13 protein-coding genes are annotated in these 16368 nt (G+C 65.4%); 5 read left to right on the forward strand and 8 right to left on the reverse strand.

From position 1 onward, the window contains the following. Positions 1–110: 110 nt before the first annotated feature. The 4 genes from gabD to ACODS5_RS01415 all read left to right on the forward strand — a co-directional run bounded on the left by gabD (position 111) and on the right by ACODS5_RS01415 (position 5406). Entirely contained in the window at positions 111–1553 is a 1443-nt protein-coding gene (gabD, locus tag ACODS5_RS01400) for an NADP-dependent succinate-semialdehyde dehydrogenase (RefSeq protein WP_023632033.1), read from the forward strand. A gap of 182 nt (positions 1554–1735) precedes the next feature. After that, the gene (gene gabT, locus ACODS5_RS01405; RefSeq protein ID WP_134688954.1) at positions 1736–3013 is read left to right on the forward strand and encodes a 4-aminobutyrate--2-oxoglutarate transaminase; all 1278 of its coding nucleotides are present in this window, start codon (positions 1736–1738) and stop codon (positions 3011–3013) included. Positions 3014–3148: 135 nt separating this feature from the next. Then, positions 3149–4486 carry a response regulator gene (locus tag ACODS5_RS01410; RefSeq protein ID WP_256660207.1) on the forward strand — a complete coding sequence of 446 codons (1338 nt, stop codon included), beginning with the start codon at positions 3149–3151 and terminating at the stop codon, positions 4484–4486. 140 nt (positions 4487–4626) lie between these two features. Then, positions 4627–5406 (forward strand): hypothetical protein, encoded by a 780-nt coding sequence (locus tag ACODS5_RS01415; protein WP_489107737.1) that lies wholly within the window; start codon positions 4627–4629, stop codon positions 5404–5406. Between the two features lie 6 nt (positions 5407–5412). Here the strand turns inward: ACODS5_RS01415 and ACODS5_RS01420 are convergent, their stop codons facing one another. Together ACODS5_RS01420 and desA are read right to left on the reverse strand one after the other, a co-directional pair. Further along, a complete protein-coding gene (locus ACODS5_RS01420; protein WP_134688953.1) occupies positions 5413–6402 on the reverse strand; it encodes a GGDEF domain-containing protein in 990 nt (329 codons plus the stop codon). Positions 6403–6542: 140 nt separating this feature from the next. Beyond that, complete coding sequence (desA, locus tag ACODS5_RS01425) at positions 6543–7727, reverse strand: delta-9 fatty acid desaturase DesA (RefSeq protein WP_489107738.1); 1185 nt, start codon at positions 7725–7727, stop codon at positions 6543–6545. Positions 7728–7877: 150 nt separating this feature from the next. Between desA and dibA the strand changes: the two genes are divergently transcribed. Further along, a complete protein-coding gene (dibA, locus tag ACODS5_RS01430) occupies positions 7878–9773 on the forward strand; it encodes a phosphodiesterase DibA (protein ID WP_134688951.1) in 1896 nt (631 codons plus the stop codon). A 42-nt stretch (positions 9774–9815) separates the two neighbouring features. On the opposite strand, the gene ACODS5_RS01435 is transcribed toward dibA, so the two are convergent. The 6 genes from ACODS5_RS01435 to ACODS5_RS01460 form a co-directional block, all read right to left on the reverse strand. Continuing rightward, on the reverse strand, positions 9816–10460 hold the full coding sequence (locus ACODS5_RS01435) for a methionine ABC transporter permease (protein ID WP_023632119.1): 645 nt from the start codon (positions 10458–10460) through the stop codon (positions 9816–9818). Further along, on the reverse strand, positions 10450–11559 hold the full coding sequence (locus ACODS5_RS01440) for a methionine ABC transporter ATP-binding protein (RefSeq protein ID WP_489107842.1): 1110 nt from the start codon (positions 11557–11559) through the stop codon (positions 10450–10452). Before ACODS5_RS01440 ends, ACODS5_RS01435 begins: the two co-directional genes overlap by 11 nt. Before the next feature lies 1 nt (position 11560). Next, positions 11561–12361, reverse strand: a complete 801-nt coding sequence (locus tag ACODS5_RS01445; RefSeq protein WP_134688950.1) for a MetQ/NlpA family ABC transporter substrate-binding protein — start codon at positions 12359–12361, stop codon at positions 11561–11563. Next, positions 12354–13742 (reverse strand): LLM class flavin-dependent oxidoreductase, encoded by a 1389-nt coding sequence (locus ACODS5_RS01450; protein ID WP_134688949.1) that lies wholly within the window; start codon positions 13740–13742, stop codon positions 12354–12356. Before ACODS5_RS01450 ends, ACODS5_RS01445 begins: the two co-directional genes overlap by 8 nt. After that, positions 13742–14923: an SfnB family sulfur acquisition oxidoreductase gene (locus tag ACODS5_RS01455; protein WP_489107739.1), complete on the reverse strand. Its 1182-nt coding sequence runs from the start codon at positions 14921–14923 to the stop codon at positions 13742–13744. Before ACODS5_RS01455 ends, ACODS5_RS01450 begins: the two co-directional genes overlap by 1 nt. Positions 14924–15059: 136 nt before the next feature. Then, a complete protein-coding gene (locus ACODS5_RS01460; RefSeq protein ID WP_489107740.1) occupies positions 15060–16301 on the reverse strand; it encodes an SfnB family sulfur acquisition oxidoreductase in 1242 nt (413 codons plus the stop codon). Positions 16302–16368 lie beyond the last annotated feature (67 nt).

The raw sequence follows: 16368 nt of genomic DNA on the forward strand, positions 1-16368 counted from the left end.
AAACGCTCGGCACCCAGGCGTCGAACACCCTGGTGCACGAATTCCTGACGGCCGCCCTTGTATGCGGGCGCCTTTTCAACAATCAAAATTCGCAGTTAAGGGAAGCCGACATGCAGCTCAAAGACGCTCAGTTGTTCCGCCAGCAAGCCTTCATCAATGGTGAGTGGCTGGATGCGGACAGCGGTCAGACCATCAAGGTGACCAACCCGGCCACCGGTGAAGTGATCGGCAGCGTGCCGAAGATGGGCGCCGCCGAGACCCGCCGCGCCATCGAGGCCGCCGACAAGGCGCTGCCGGCCTGGCGCGCACTGACTGCCAAGGAGCGTGCCGGCAAGCTGCGCCGCTGGTTCGAGCTGATGATCGAGCACCAGGACGACCTGGCTCGCCTGATGACCACCGAGCAGGGCAAGCCACTGGCCGAGGCCAAGGGTGAGATCGCCTACGCCGCCTCGTTCATCGAGTGGTTCGCCGAGGAAGCCAAGCGCGTCTATGGCGACGTCATCCCTGGCCACCAGCCGGACAAGCGCCTGATCGTCATCAAGCAGCCGATCGGTGTCACCGCCGCCATCACCCCGTGGAACTTCCCGGCCGCGATGATCACCCGTAAAGCCGGCCCGGCCCTGGCCGCCGGTTGCACCATGGTGCTCAAGCCCGCTTCGCAGACCCCGTACTCCGCCCTGGCCCTGGTCGAGCTGGCCACCCGTGCCGGTATCCCGGCTGGCGTGCTGAGCGTCATCACCGGCAGCGCCGGCGAAGTCGGCTCCGAGCTGACCGGCAACTCACTGGTACGCAAGCTGTCGTTCACCGGCTCGACCGAAATCGGTCGCCAGTTGATGGAAGAGTGCGCCAAGGACATCAAGAAAGTTTCCCTGGAGCTGGGCGGCAACGCGCCGTTCATCGTGTTCGACGACGCCGACCTGGACAAGGCGGTCGAGGGCGCGATCATCTCCAAGTACCGCAACAACGGCCAGACCTGCGTCTGCGCCAACCGTATCTACGTGCAGGACGGTGTCTACGACGCCTTCGCCGAGAAGCTCAAGGCCGCCGTGGCCAAGCTGAAGATCGGCAACGGTCTGGAAGAAGGCACCACCACTGGCCCGCTGATCGACGGCAAGGCTGTCGCCAAGGTCCAGGAGCACATCGAGGACGCGGTATCCAAGGGCGCCAAGGTACTGTCCGGCGGCAAGCTCATCGAAGGCAACTTCTTCGAGCCGACCATCCTGGTCGACGTGCCGAAAACCGCTGCGGTGGCTAAAGAAGAGACCTTCGGCCCACTGGCGCCGCTGTTCCGCTTCAAGGACGAGGCCGAAGTCATCGCCATGTCCAACGACACCGAATTCGGCCTGGCCTCGTACTTCTACGCCCGTGACATGAGCCGCGTGTTCCGCGTCGCCGAGGCCCTGGAATACGGCATGGTCGGTATCAACACCGGCCTGATCTCCAACGAAGTCGCGCCGTTCGGTGGTATCAAGGCCTCGGGCCTGGGCCGCGAAGGTTCCAAGTACGGTATCGAGGACTACCTCGAGATCAAATACCTGTGCATCAGCGTCTGATCGCCGGGTAAACGGTTTTACCTCTGCCAGCGGGGCGCGAGAGCGACGCCTCGCTGGCCTTTTTGACATAGCGGTACCCGGTGGCCAGGGCATTCGTGGCAGTCGATCAACGAATACTGTGCGCGCATGCGTCCAGCCACCCCCGAATAAAAGCGCCTGGAATGGGCGCAATTGAGGGCACTATGAGCAAGACCAACGAATCCTTGATGCAACGTCGTGTCGCCGCCGTCCCACGTGGCGTTGGCCAGATTCACCCGATCTTCGTCGATACCGCGAAGAACTCGACGGTGCTCGACGTTGAAGGCCGCGAACTGATCGACTTCGCCGGTGGCATCGCCGTACTGAACACCGGCCACCTGCACCCGAAAGTGGTTGCCGCGGTGCAAGAGCAGCTGACCAAGGTCAGCCACACCTGCTTCCAGGTGCTGGCCTACGAGCCTTATGTCGAACTGTGCGAAAAGATCAACAAGCTGGTACCAGGCAACTTCGACAAGAAGACCCTGCTGGTCACCACCGGCTCCGAAGCCGTCGAGAACGCCGTGAAGATCGCCCGTGCCGCCACTGGCCGTGCCGGCGTGATCGCCTTCACCGGCGGCTACCACGGCCGCACCATGATGACCCTGGGCCTGACCGGCAAGGTCGTGCCGTACTCCGCCGGCATGGGCCTGATGCCAGGCGGCATCTTCCGCGCCCTGTTCCCGAGCGAACTGCACGGTGTCAGCGTCGACGACGCCATCGCCTCGGTCGAGCGTATCTTCAAGAACGACGCCGAGCCGCGTGACATCGCCGCGATCATCCTCGAGCCGGTGCAAGGCGAAGGTGGCTTCCTGCCTGCGCCGAAAGAACTGATGCAGCGCCTGCGCGCCCTGTGCGACCAGCACGGCATCCTGCTGATCGCCGACGAAGTGCAGACCGGCGCTGGCCGGACCGGCACCTTCTTCGCCATGGAGCAGATGGGCGTCGCGCCTGACCTGACCACCTTCGCCAAGTCCATCGCCGGTGGCTTCCCGCTGGCCGGTGTGTGCGGCAAGGCCGAGTACATGGACGCCATCGCCCCCGGTGGCCTGGGCGGCACCTACGCCGGTTCGCCGATCGCTTGCGCCGCAGCCCTGGCGGTGATCGAAGTGTTCGAGGAAGAGAAGCTGCTGGATCGCAGCAAGGCCGTTGGCGAGCGTCTGACCGCCGGCCTGCGTGAAATCCAGAAGAAGCACCCGATCATTGGCGATGTCCGTGGCCTGGGCTCGATGATCGCCGTGGAAGTCTTCGAGAAAGGTACCCATACCCCGAACGCCGCCGCCGTCGCTCAGGTGGTCGCCAAGGCACGTGACAAGGGCCTGATCCTGCTGTCCTGTGGCACTTACGGCAACGTCCTGCGGATCCTGGTGCCGTTGACCGCCGAAGATGCGCTGCTGGACAAAGGCCTGGCCATCATCGAAGAGTGCTTCGCCGAACTGGCCTGAAACATGTGACACGCTGCAGAAAAAACCCGCCTCGGCGGGTTTTTTTGTGCCCTTCGTAGTCATCAGGCGCTAAGGTTGTACGAGGAATCCGTGGAAGCTGCGATGGATCGCGCGTCATTTTCTGGAGACTCGCTCATGAGCGCTGCCGACCCCCTACCCCCTTGCGTGCTGATTGCCGAGGGCGACCCCTGGGTACGCGACATGCTCAGCGAAATGCTGCTCAGCGTGCGCTGCGATGCGCGCTTGCAGGTTTGCGCCGATGGCTCGCAGGCGCTGAGCGCGCTGGCGAGCAAGCCTGACCTGATCATCGCCGCCCGCGAACTCGCCGGCCTCGATGGCCTAGACCTGCTGCGCAAGGTGCGCGCCAAGGGCGACAGGCCTGGATTGCCATTTATCCTCATGAGCGACCGCACCGACAGCGCCAGCGTGCGCGAGGCCGTGCCGCTGCAGCCCACGGCGTACCTCAGCAAGCCGCTCGACCTGGACAACCTGCGCAAGCGCCTGGAAAACCTGCTGCTGGCAGTGGGCGAGCAGATTGCCTGCCCAGTGCCGCCGCTGCAGCCCGGCGTGCAATTGCCGGCCTACCTCGAGCAGCGTCGCGCCACGGCCGACGGCGGCCCGCTGTTCGCCGACGTGCAGGTGGCGGTCAAGCGCGCGCTCAACCCCCAGGGGCTGAACCTCAAGGTGCTCGAGGAAGAGCTACGCAACGACCCGCAGATCACCGGTGTGCTGATCGCCGCCGCCAACAGCGCCGCCCTGCACCGCGAAGCGCCGGTACAGACCTTGCTGCAGGCGTTGAACAAGCTCGGCAGCACCCAGAGCATGAACCTCATCCTCGGGCTGACCCTCAAGCGCAGCGCGCGTCTGAGCGACCCGCTGCTGGCCCGGCATGCCGCGCATTACTGGAACCTGTCGCTGCACACCGCCGAATATGCCCGCACCCTGGCGCGCATGCTCGAAGTGGACGAAGGGCGCTGCTACTGCGCGGGTTTGTTGCATTGCCTGGGCGACCTGGCGGTACTGCGCACCTTGCAGGAGTGGCGACTGGCCGGTGGCGAGCTGGACGAGGACCAGGTGGAGCTGTCGCTCAACGAGTTCGGCGCCCCGTTCGGCTCGGCCCTGCGCACCCGCTGGCGCTTGCCGCTCGACCTACGCGAGCTGATCGCCGCGGTGTATCAGTTGGGCGGCGGTGTCTACTCCCGCGAAATCCTGGCGATGAACCTGGCCGGACAACTGTCGCGACTCAGGCCCAGCGAGGGGCTGGAGAAGATCGCCAGCAGCAAGACGGCGCGGTTGCTCAAGCTGGGATTGCCGGAGTTGTCGCGGCTGCGCAAGGTGGATCCGGAGGCGCTGGCGCGGGAGGAGGCTGAGCGTCTGGTGGCGGAAGCTGCTGCGAGCGAGCCGGAGGTTGCCCCGGTTATTGCGCCGGCTACTGATGCAGGCCCGGCCGAAGATGAGGAGCCACAGGCTTGATCAGCGCGCCGCCGGGATTGCATCAGGCTTGGGAGCATTCCTACAGGTATTGCGGACGGTAGTTCGTATCCAGAGAAGTTCTTCAGGCGTAGCTTTCCCTCCACTCCACCAACGGAATGGCAGGAAGGTTTCGGCTGAAGATGAGTACGTACAGACACCGTGGTCTGCGCTATCAGGTCTTTCGATCGCAAGCGCGAAAGCTGGCCCAGGAAGCATTCTGCGAGAGCCAACCTGTGCCCAGGCCTGGGCTTGACGTCGACAAGGTATGTTTCGAACCTATTGGTCACAGGGCTTTCGAGGCTCTTCAGGGCTGGGGCGAGCAGACCCACCACTTTCCTTGGGAGGAGGTGCCGCGATGGACGGACTTCGACCTCAAAGGCTTCGACCTGTCGTTGTGGTCTGCGCGAGAGCTCTGTGGGCTCTGCTATGCCAGCCCCCGGCGAAGCAGGCGCTGCATCAAGATCATCCTGCTGGAGGGCAAGCCGGGCCCGGAGAACCCATTGAGGGGGCTGGTGGCGTCACTGTCGGTGTTGGCGGTTGCAGAGTACGCAAGGATGCTCAAGTACTCGCGAATTGAGGTTCAACAGCCGGACCCGGGGGGCGAGCCCCTGTACCAGTCGCTTGGCTTCGCTCGCGATCTGGGCGGAAGTCTCGTGATATCCGTTGCGGCAATGAGCCCGCAACGTACTTTCCATATCTCGGAGGTGCCTGTGAGCTATTCGAAAGATTCCAAGAGAGCTGCACTGATCAAGCGCTACACAGCCCAGGCTATTGCTCTGGCGGGTGAAATCACCGATCAGCAACGACATTTTCTCGAAGTTGGCTTCAAGGAAGGCCTGGAGAAAGAGCCTGAGGGGATACTGGCTGGGCCACGTAGCGGGCCGATCGATTATGAATGGAGTGCCGCCGCCGCGAAGTGACCCGCTTCAGCCTTTCACAATCTGGTTCTTGCCCTGGCGCTTGGCACGGTACATGGCCGCATCCGCCCGGGCGAACAGGTTGTCGAGCGTTTCATCCTCATCCTGCAGCCCGGTCAGCCCTTGGCTTACAGTAACCCCGTAGGTGTGCTCTCCATGGCTGAAACTCAACCGCTGTATTTCCCGCTGCAGCCGCTCGGCAATCTGTTCGGCCACCTGCGCGGTGCAGCCGGGGAACACGGCGGCGAATTCCTCTCCCCCTATGCGCCCGAACTGATCGCCACGCCGTAGCACGGCCTTGCCGCTGTCGGCGATGCGCTGCAACACCTGGTCGCCTTCCTGATGACCATAGCTGTCGTTGATGTGCTTGAAGTCGTCGATGTCCAGCAGCAGAAAGGCCATCGGCGTGCCGTCCTCGCGGGCGCTGTCGAAGGCCTGCTGGGCGCACTCGAAGAAATGCCTGCGGTTGCTGCTCTGGGTGAGCACGTCGGTAGTGGCCAAGCGTTGCAACTCACCTTCGAGCTGCTTCTTTTCGGTGATGTCCTCGGCGATGCCGACGATGATCACCCGCTGGTCGCCTTCGCGCTGCTGGTTGATGTAGCACTTGTCGCTGAGCCAGCGCACCTCGCCGGCGGCGTTGAGGATGCGGTACTCGCGGTCCTCGACGGTGCCTTTGACCAACACCTGGGCCAGACTGCGCTCGGCGTACTCCAGGTCATCCGGGTAAATGGCGTCGCGCCACTCGTTGTAATCGGCCAGCACCAGGCTGGCGGGGCGGCCGAAAATGCGCTCGTAGGCGGGGCTGACATAGAGCACCTGGCGGGTTTCCCAGTCGAAGGCCCAGAGTACGGCATTGACGCTGTCCAGCAGCGAGCTGTACAGCTGCTCGCGCTCGCTCAGGCGCGCCACCTCGCCTTGGGCATGCAGCAAGGCGAGCAGGGTCTGGGCGGCTTCGGGGCGGGCGTGGCCCGCATGCGTGGGAGGGAGGTCTTTGGCCATGAGCACGGAACGGTTCTCGACGATGGGCGTGCGGCCACGGACCGGCCCGCCACGCGGGCGATATGCCGAATTTGAGTCGGTTTCTAGGGGGGAAGTTCCGGTGGGCATGCCCCGTTGCGGGGCATGCCGATCAACGGCGGTCAGGCGCCGCTGGGGCGCAGCGAGTAGGTCTTGAGCTGCTCGGCGAAGTCACGCAGCGATTGGATACCGCTGGCCTCGGCCTCGTGTACCCAGTCCTTCATGGCCGCGAGCATGTCGTGGCCGTTGGCGCTGGTGCGCGCCCAGATCTGCTGCAGCGCCAGGCGCTTTTCATAGATGGTCTTCAGTGCCTGGCTGTGGGCCAGCATCGATTCGATGCGCACATGGTGGCGGTCCTGCAGCAGGCTGGTTTCCCGCGACAGCAGGCGCTTGGCGCGGCGGAAGCGGTGGCGCACCGAGGCGTCGACCTTGTCCAGCTCCTGCTTGACCAACGGGCCGATCACCAGCTTGCGGTACTGGGCCATGATCTGGAAGCGGTTGTTGAGGATGGCCATGGCGGTGTCCATGTCCAGCGAGGCCTTGCCTTCGACCCGGTGGGCGATGGGCGCGACGCGCTGCACCTTGGCCAGGCGCAGCAGGCTCAGCAGGCGGATCCACATCCAGCCCATGTCGAATTCCCAGCGGCGTACCGAAAGCTTGGCCGAGTTGGGGTAGGTGTGGTGGTTGTTGTGCAGCTCCTCGCCGCCAATGATGATGCCCCAGGGCACCAGGTTGGTGGCGGCGTCGCGGCACTCGAAGTTGCGGTAGCCGACCGCGTGGCCCAGGCCGTTGACCACGCCGGCGGCCCAGAAGGGTATCCACATCATCTGGATGGCCCAGATGGTGATGCCGATGGTGCCGAACAGCAGCAGGTCGATTACCGCCATCAGGGCGATGCCGCCAAGCTTGTAGCGACTGTAAAGGTTGCGCTCGATCCAGTCGTCCGGGCAGTTCTTGCCATAGATGCGCAGGGTTTCCTCGTTGCGCGCCTCGGCACGGTACAGCTCGGCGCCCTTGCGCAGCACCGTGGCCAAGCCCTTGTGCACCGGGCTGTGCGGGTCGTCCGGGGTTTCGCACTTGGCGTGATGCTTGCGGTGGATGGCGGTCCACTCGCGGGTGTTCTGCGCCGTGGTCAGCCACAGCCAGAAGCGGAAGAAATGCTTGAGGCCCGCGTTCAGCTCCAGGGCGCGGTGGGCCGAGTAGCGGTGCAGGTAGATGGTGACGCTGACGATGGTGACATGGGTCAGCAGCAAGGTGACGGCGACCAGTTGCCAGGCCGACAAGTCGAGTAAACCGTAGTACCACATAACGGGAAAGACCCTCGGAAAACAGGGGGAACAGCGCTGGCATTATCCCTTGGCGGGGAAATAAAACCAGTCGCCCTTTTTGATAGGAGGTCACAGGGTGTTTCAGCCCTTATAATGCCCCTTCATTTTTCATGGGCTCATCCACCCGACATGTCTGTTTCCGTTCGCGACGCCTTGCGCATGGCCGGGCTCTATGTGGTGCTTTCGATCCTCTGGCTGGTGCTCTCGGAACTGGTGTTGCATAGCATGACCGAGGACCCGCTGGCGCTCACCGTGGGGCGGCAGATCAACGTGGTGGTCTGGGTGTTGCTCAGCGCCTTGCTGATTTTTGTCTCGCGCGCCCGGCTGCTGAACTTCATCGGCATCGGCGCACGCCTGCGCAGCGAGGACCGCGAGCGCTTGCGCATGGCCGCGGCGGTGTTCGACAGCACCCTGGAAGGGGTACTGGTAACCGACCGCAATGGCCTGATCGTGCACGTCAACCGGGCCTTCATGCGCATCACCGGTTACCAACAGGACGAGGTCATCGGCCAGCGCCCGAGCAAGTTCAAGTCTGGCCGCCATGGCGCGCCGTTCTACCAGCAGATCTACGCCACCCTGGCCGACAAGGGCGAGTGGAGCGGGGAGATCTGGAACCGCCGCAAGAGCGGCGAAATCTACCCGCAATGGCAGACGATCTGCGCCATTCGCGACGACAGCGGCGCACTCAGCCATTACGTGGCGGTGTTCAGCGACATCAGCGCGATCAAGCATAGCGAGGAAGAATTGGCCTACCTCGCCCACCATGACCCACTGACCGGCCTGCCCAATCGGCTGTTGTTCAATGACCGGGTAGAGCAGGCCCTGGCCGCGGCGCAGGCCAACAAGCGCGGCTGCGCGCTGCTGCTGCTCGACCTCGACCATTTCCAGAGCATCAACGACGGCCTCGGCCATACCATTGGCGACCAGTTGCTCAAGCTGGTGGGCGAGCGCCTGCGCGAGGTGCTGGGCAACGGCGTGACGCTGGCGCGCCTGGGCGGCGACGAGTTCGGCGTGCTGGCCGAGAATTGCCAGCAGGTCGGCCAGGCCGGCAAGCTGGCGCAGACCATCATCGAGCGTTTGAAGGAACCCTTCTGTTTCGAGGGCAACCGCCTGTTCATCAGTGTCAGCATCGGCATCAGCCTGTTCCCCAGCGATGCGCTGGGTGGCGAGCAATTGCTGCGCAATGCCGACTCGGCGCTGTTCAAGGCCAAGAGCAACGGCCGCGCCTGCTATGCGTTGTACACCGAGGAGCTCACCGCCCACGCCCAGCAGCGGGTCGAGACGGCCGGCGAACTGCGTCGGGCGCTGGAGCAGCAAGAGCTGCGGGTGTTCTTCCAGCCGGTGCACGACCTGTTCACCGCGCGCATGGTCGGGGTCGAGGCCTTGGTGCGCTGGCAACACCCTCAGCGTGGCCTGGTGCCGCCCGGGGAGTTCATCCCCATCGCCGAGCGCACCGGGCTGATCGCCGAGATCGACGCCTGGGTGCTACGCCAGGCCTGCCGGCAGATGGTGCAGTGGCAGACCGAGGGGCGGCAGCTGTCATTCGTCGCGGTGAACATCTCCAGCCGCCTGTTCAGCCAGCGCGACCTGTACCGGCAAGTGGCCGATGTGCTGCACGACAGTGGCCTGGACCCGGCGTTGCTGGAGCTGGAGGTGACCGAAAGCGCAGTGATGGAAGACCCTGAGGTGGCGCTGGAGCAGTTGCACCGCCTGCGCGAGCTGGGCTTGAGCCTGGCCATTGACGATTTCGGCACGGGCTACTCGTCGTTGCTGCGGCTCAAACGCCTGCCGGTGCAGAAGCTCAAGATCGATCAGGGTTTCGTTGCCGGGCTGCCGTTCGACGATGACGATATCGCCATCGTTCGGGTGATTATCGCCCTGGCCCGGAGCATGGGCATGCAGGTGCACGCCGAAGGCATCGAGCAGGCCGAGCAGGCGCGCTTCCTGCTGGAGCAGCAGTGCCAGCTGGGGCAGGGGTACTGGTTTGGCAGGCCGGTGCCGGCTCAACAGCTGCACTGGGGCTGAGATCGCTTGGTCATGTGCAGCCGCTCCTACATCCGTAACACATCAACGCTTGTTCAAGCCTTTGGCCAGACGGTCGCCACCCAGCTGGATCACCGCCACCAGCGCCACCAGCATCACGATCACGGTCAGCATGATCTGGCTGTCGAAGCGCTGGTAGCCGTAGCGGTAGGCAATATCGCCCAAACCCCCGGCACCGATCGCCCCGGCCATGGCCGAGGAATTGATCAGCGTCACCAGGGTGATGGTGAAGCCGCCAACGATCCCCGGCAGCGCCTCGGGCAGCAGCACGTGCCAGACGATGTGCCAACGCCGGCAGCCCATGGCCTGGGCCGCTTCGATCAGGCCGTGGTCGACTTCGCGCAGGCTGACCTCGGCGATTCGCGCGAAGAACGGCGTGGCGGCGATGGTCAGCGGCACCACCGCGGCCCACACGCCATAGGTGGTGCCGACCACCAGGCGGGTGAAGGGAATCAGCGCGACCATCAGGATCAGGAACGGGATCGAGCGGAACAGGTTGACGATGGCGCCCAGCACCCGGTTCAGCGCGGCGGCCTCGAAGATCCCGCCCTTGTCGCTGGTGACCAGCAGCACTGCCATCGGTACCCCGACGACTAGCGCGACCAGCGAGGACACGCCGACCATCAGCAGGGTGTCGAGCAAGCCTTGCAGCAGGCGATCAATCCACATGGCCAAGTACCTCCACATCCACGGCCCAGCGGCGGGCGCGTTCGAGCAACTGGTGGGTGTCCAGCGGCGAGCCGCGCACGGCCAGGATCAGTTGCCCCAAGGCATGCTCGCCGATGGTCTCGACGCCGCCCTGGAGCAGCCGCACGCGCCCGCCCAGATCGCTGAACAGGGCGCTGAGCTCCGGCTCGCCCACAAGGTCGAGCTTGAGCACCACAGCCGCGTCGCGGCTGACCGGCTGGGCACGCAGGCTGGCCTGCAAGGCGGCCGGCAATTTGGTCTGCAGCGGTGCGAGCAGGGTGCGGGTGACGTCGTGGCGCGGTGTGCCGAACACTTGCCAGACCTCGCCCTGTTCGACGATCTCGCCCCGCTCGAGCACCACCACGCGCTGGCAGATATCGCGGATCACCGCCATTTCATGGGTGATCAGCACTACGGTCAGGCCCAGGCGTTGGTTGATGTCGCGCAGCAGCTCGAGAATCGAGGCCGTGGTTTCCGGGTCCAACGCGGAGGTGGCTTCGTCGCACAGCAGGATCTCGGGGTCATGCACCAGCGCCCGGGCGATGCCGACGCGCTGCTTCTGCCCGCCCGACAGTTGCGCGGGGTAGAAATGGTGCTTTTCCGCCAGGCCGACAAGCTCCAGCAGCTCGCGTACCTTGCGCTGGCGTTCGGCCTTGGCCACGCCGGCCACCTTCAGCGGCAGCTCGACGTTCTGCCACACGGTCTTGGCCGACATCAGGTTGAAGTGCTGGAAGATCATGCCGATGCGCCGGCGCAGGGCTACCAGACGATCCTCGTCGAACGGCGCGATGTCCACCTGGTCGATCAGCACCCGGCCCTGGCTGGGCTGTTCCAGGCGGTTGATGGTGCGCAGCAGCGAAGACTTGCCGGCGCCGCTGCGGCCGATGATGCCGAAGATCTCGCCGCGGCGGATGTTCAGGTCGATGCCCTGCAACGCCGGCTGGACCTGGCCCGGATAGGTCTTGCCCAGGCCGATGAAGCGGATGTGCGCCTGGTTCACTTCCGGGCGCAGGGCCGTTTCTTCGGCCTTGAGCGGTTCGGCGGGCGGGATGGGCGCCCTCAGGGCGCTGGCCTGGGCCATGTCAGCCTTCCCAACCGGCTTGGTAGAGCTTGCCATGGGCTTTGTCCAGGGCGGCGCGCACGGCTGGCGAGTGTTGGTAGATATCGACGAACTTGGCCAGGCGCGGGTCGTTTTTCTCCTGTGGGCGGATAACGAACTGGATCACGTACTCCTTGTTCTCCAGGCCGTCGAACAGCAGCGCCGATGTAGCGTCAAAGGTGTTGGCCAGGCGGATATAGGCCGGGTAGCCCTGCACCAGGTCGGCGTCGTCATAGGCGCGCACCAGCTGCACCGCTTCTACCTGGAGAATTTTGATCTTCTTCGGGTTGGCGATGATGTCGTCCTCGGTGGCCTTGTAGCCCACGCCCTGTTTGAGGGTGATCAGGCCGGCCTTGGCCAGCAGTTGCAGGCCACGGCCGCTGTTGATCGGGTCGTTGGCGATGGCCACGCTGGCGCCTTCGGGCAGCTCGGCAAAGCTTTTGTACTTTTTCGAGTACAGCCCGACGTTGTTTATGATCCCCGGTGCATAGGGGACCAGGTTGAAGCCAGCGGCGGCCTTGGCGTTTTCCAGGAAGGGGATGTGCTGGAAGTAGTTCACGTCGATGTCGCCGCTGTTGAGGCTGACATTCGGCGCGATCCAGTCGCTGAACTCGATCAGCTTCACTTCCAGGCCTTGTTTGTGGGCTTCTGCCACCGCCGCTTCCAACGGGATGGCGAAGGCGGCGGTGGTGCCGATCTTCAGTGGCTGCGCAGCGAAGGCGGCGGCGGACAGGCCGAGGCCCAGGGCGATGGCCACGACGGGCCGGAACAGTTTTTCAAGCATGGTGCAAGGCTCCAGTCGGGGCAGGGGTCGGGTGGCGGTAGGCGGCGCCGGGGTGGTCGGCAGGCAGCTGGGCCGGGGCGCCGGCGAACAGTTTCTGGCGCAGGGTGCCGTCGCGGTAGGCGGTCTTGTAGCGGCCCCGGCGTTGCAGCTCGGGCACCACCAGTTCGATGAAGTCCTCGTAGCTTTCCGGGGTGACGGTACGGGTCAGGTTGAAGCCGTCCAGGCCGGTTGCGTCGATCCAGCTGATCAGCTGTTCGGCGACCTGTTCGGGGGCGCCCACCAAGGTCACGTAGCGCCCGCCCAGGGCGTGCTGCTCGAGCAGGCGGCGGCGGGTCCAGGCGCTTTCCTGCAGCTGGCGGGTGGCCGATTGAATGGCGTTGCCCTTGGCAAAGCCAATGGGTTCGTCCAGGGCGTAGCGCGCGAAGTCGATGCCGGTGGAGCTGGCGAAGTGGGCCACGCCGGCCTCTGCACTGGCGTAGCGTAGGTACTCGGCGTGCTTGGCCTGGGCCTGGGCTTCGCTCGGCGCGACGATCACGGTGATGCCCATGAACACCTTGAGCGCCTGCGGATCACGCCCGGCGGCCTTGGCGGCGGCGCGCACCTTGTCGACCTGGGCGCGGGTGGCAGCCTGGTCCTGGCCGCTGATGAACACGCACTCGGCGTGATTACCGGCGAAGGCCAGGCCACGTGGCGAACTACCGGCCTGGAACAGCACAGGGGTGCGCTGTGGCGAGGGTTCGCACAGGTGATAGCCCTCGACGTCGTAGAACTCGCCATGGTGCTCGACCTTACGCACCCTGTCCGGCCGCGCATACACGCGCTGCGCGCGGTCGGCGACCACGGCATCGTCGGCCCAGCTGCCTTCGAGCAGCTTGTACAGCACTTGCAGGTACTCGTCGGCCTGGTCATAGCGACGGTCGTGTTCGGGTTGCTGCGCCAGGCCCATGGCCCGGGCGGCGCTGTCGAGGTAGCCGGTGACGATGTTCCAGCCGACCCGGCCATTGCTCAGGTGGTCGAGGGTGGAGAGGCGCCGGGCGAACAGGTACGGCGCCTCGTAGGTGAGGTTGGCGGTGAGGCCGAAGCCCAGGTGCCTGGTAACGGCGGCCATGGCCGAGACCAGCAGCAGCGGGTCGTTGACCGGTAGCTGGATCGACTCCTTGAGCGTCACGTCCAGTGACTGGCCATAGACATCGTAGGTGCCGACGATATCGGCGATGAACAGCCCGTCGAACAGCCCCCGCTCCAGCAGGCGGGCCAGGTCGGTCCAGTAGTCGAGGGTCTTGTACTGGGTCGAAGTGTCCCGCGGGTGGGTCCACAAACCGTGGTTGATGTGCCCGATGCAGTTCATGTTGAAGGCATTGAGCAGGATCTGCTTGGCCATCAGATGGTCCCCCGGCGCGGCGGTTTCTCGTCGTTGAGGTAGTAGTTGCCGATGGCGTGGTACTTCCAGCGCACCGGGTCGTGCAGGGTGTGCACCCGGGCGTTGCGCCAGTGGCGGTCGAGGTTGTGTTCGGCCAGGGTGGCCTGGCTGCCGGCCAGCTCGAACAGGCTGGTGCCGGCGGCCAGGGAGATCTCGGTGCTGATCGCCCGGGCCTCGGCGACGGCAATCGAGGCGGCGGCCAGGGTCTCGGCGTTGCTGTCGGCCTGGGCGGTGTCGAGGATTTCACCCGCGCGCTCGAGCAGGGCCTCGGTGGCGTGCAGGCGGATTGCCAGGTGACCGAAGCTCTTCAGGGTGAGCGGATCGTCGCTGGCCTTGTCGAGGCCGGAGTCGATCCAGGGTCGGCTGCGGGTGCGCACGAAATGCAGGGCGTCCTCGTAGGCGGCGCGGGCAATACCGGTGTCGATCGCGGCATGGAGGATCTGCGCCAGTGGGCCGACCGTGGTTGGGCGCTCGAAGGCGCTCTGGAACGGCACCACGTCCTCGGCACGCACCGGGACCTGGTTGAACACCACCGAGCCGCTGCCGGTGGTGCGTTGGCCGAAGCCGCTCCAGTCATCGATCACCTCGATGCCTTGGCTGTCGGCGGGCACGAAGGCCAGGTGCGATACGCCCTGCTCGTCGATCACCAGGGTCGGGATGCGCTGGGCGTAGATCGCGCCGGTGCAGTAGAACTTGCGGCCATCGATGCGGTAATGCTCGCCGTCGCGGCTCAGGCGGGTGGTGCGTTCGTGGGCATTCTTCGTGCCGAGCTCGGCCAGGGCGTTGCCGAAGCGCCGGCCGGCGAGGACCTCGGCGTACAGGCGGCGCTGTTGCTCGGGGGTGCCATTTACCCGCAGCACTTCCAGGGCGTAGAAGTGGTTCTGCGGGATCTGCCCGAGCGAGGCGTCGGCCTGGGCGATGCGGGCGATGACCTTGGCCAGGGTGGCGTTGGACACGCCAGCGCCGCCGAAGGCCTTGGGCACGCTGATGCCCCACAGGCCGGACTGCACGAAGCGCTCGAGTTCGGCGTGGGGCAGGCGGCGTTCGCGGTCGCGCAGGGCGCTGTCCTGGCGCAGGTGCTGGGCGAGTTCGTCGGCGACGTCCAGGGCCTGGGCGTCGGTGGTGATGATGGATGCAGTCATTGTGCTCTCCGGGCACTTGGGGCCGCTGTGCGGCCCTTTCGCCGGCAAGCCGGCTCCTACAGTGAGACTTCACAGAAATCCTTGTGGGAGCCGGCTTGCCGGCGAAAGGACTGCACCGCAGCCCCTGGGCCGTGAATCAGATCCAGGAATGGCGGGCTGGCAAGGCGCCGTTGAGGTAGTAGGCGCCGACGGCGTGGTACTTCCAGCGCACCGGGTCGTGCAAGGTGTGCACCCTTGCGTTGCGCCAGTGCCGGTCGAGGTTGAACTCAGCCAGGCTGGCGCGGCTGCCGGCCAGTTCGAACAGCTTCTCGCTGGCCTGCAAGGCGATCTCGGTGGTGAGCACCTTGGCCTCGGCCACGGCGATCGAGGCACGGGCCGCGGCGGCGGCATCGATCACACCGGCGTTCACTTCGTCGAGCACCCTGGCAGCCTTGCGCAGCAGGGCCTCGGCGGCGTGCAGCTCGAGCTCCAAGCGGCCGATGTCGGCGATCACATAGGGATCGTCGCTGTTGCGTTCGACCTTGGCCTCGATCCAGGGCCGGGACTTCTCCCGCACGAACCGGATCGTGTCCTCGATGGCCGCCTCGGCGATGCCGGCGTCGATGGCCGCCTGGATCAGCTGCGAGGCGGCGCCCTGGATGCTGGGCTGTTCACCCAGGCGCCAGTTGTCCACCACCAGGTCGGCGTCCACCGGCACCTGGTCGAGCAGCACGGTACCGCTGGCGGTGGTGCGCTGGCCGAAGCCGGACCAGTCGTCGACGATGCGCAGCCCCGGGCTGCCGCGACGGACGAAGGCCAGGCGTTGCCGGCCGTCATCGTCCAGGGCCTTTACCGCCACCCAGTGGGCGTACAGGGCGCCGGTGGAGTAGAACTTCTCGCCGCTGATGCGATAGCCATCGCCCTCGCGGGTGATGCGCGCCTTGAGTGTCAGGGTGTCCTTGGTGCCGCGCTCGGGCCCGGCATTGCCGATGCGCCAGCCGTCGAGCACGGCGCGGAAGATCGCTGCCTGCTGGGCCTCGGTGGCGGTCAGGCGAATCAGTTGCAGGATGCCGAACTGGTTTTGCGGAATCTGCCCCAGCGCCGGGTCGGCGGCGCTGATCAGGCGGAACACTTCGGCGATGGTGACGAACGACACCTCGGGGCCACCATAGGCCTTGGGCACGCTGATGCTGCCCAGGCCGCTGCGGGTGAACCGTTCGATCTCGGCCCAGGGCAGCTTGCGTTGCTGGTCACGCCTGGCCGCTTGCTCGCGGGCCACCTCGGCCAGTTCGCGGGCGGCCTGCAGGGCCTCTTCGTCGTTGCGCAGCACCTTGGCCGGCAGCAACGGCGGCGAGCTGTCGATATCGCTGTGGTATCGGGTAGTTGGCTGGCTGGACATCAGTACCGCTCCTTGGCTGCACTCAATGCCCTGGCGTTGGCCACTGGGGTGATTGTGATCCTGACCA

The organism is Pseudomonas sp. FG47 (assembly GCF_057809115.1).

Bases quoted from the DNA above. Each gene is read 5' to 3' on its own strand.
- gabD (WP_023632033.1), top strand. From the start codon at position 111: ATGCAGCTCAAAGACGCTCAGTTGTTCCGCCAGCAAGCCTTCATCAAT.
- ACODS5_RS01440 (WP_489107842.1), bottom strand. From the start codon at position 11,559: ATGGCCCAGGCCAGCGCCCTGAGGGCGCCCATCCCGCCCGCCGAACCG.
- ACODS5_RS01445 (WP_134688950.1), bottom strand. From the start codon at position 12,361: ATGCTTGAAAAACTGTTCCGGCCCGTCGTGGCCATCGCCCTGGGCCTC.
- ACODS5_RS01415 (WP_489107737.1), top strand. From the start codon at position 4,627: ATGAGTACGTACAGACACCGTGGTCTGCGCTATCAGGTCTTTCGATCG.
- ACODS5_RS01420 (WP_134688953.1), bottom strand. From the start codon at position 6,402: ATGGCCAAAGACCTCCCTCCCACGCATGCGGGCCACGCCCGCCCCGAA.
- desA (WP_489107738.1), bottom strand. From the start codon at position 7,727: ATGTGGTACTACGGTTTACTCGACTTGTCGGCCTGGCAACTGGTCGCC.
- ACODS5_RS01450 (WP_134688949.1), bottom strand. From the start codon at position 13,742: ATGGCCAAGCAGATCCTGCTCAATGCCTTCAACATGAACTGCATCGGG.
- gabT (WP_134688954.1), top strand. From the start codon at position 1,736: ATGAGCAAGACCAACGAATCCTTGATGCAACGTCGTGTCGCCGCCGTC.
- ACODS5_RS01460 (WP_489107740.1), bottom strand. From the start codon at position 16,301: ATGTCCAGCCAGCCAACTACCCGATACCACAGCGATATCGACAGCTCG.
- dibA (WP_134688951.1), top strand. From the start codon at position 7,878: ATGTCTGTTTCCGTTCGCGACGCCTTGCGCATGGCCGGGCTCTATGTG.
- ACODS5_RS01410 (WP_256660207.1), top strand. From the start codon at position 3,149: ATGAGCGCTGCCGACCCCCTACCCCCTTGCGTGCTGATTGCCGAGGGC.
- ACODS5_RS01435 (WP_023632119.1), bottom strand. From the start codon at position 10,460: ATGTGGATTGATCGCCTGCTGCAAGGCTTGCTCGACACCCTGCTGATG.
- ACODS5_RS01455 (WP_489107739.1), bottom strand. From the start codon at position 14,923: ATGACTGCATCCATCATCACCACCGACGCCCAGGCCCTGGACGTCGCC.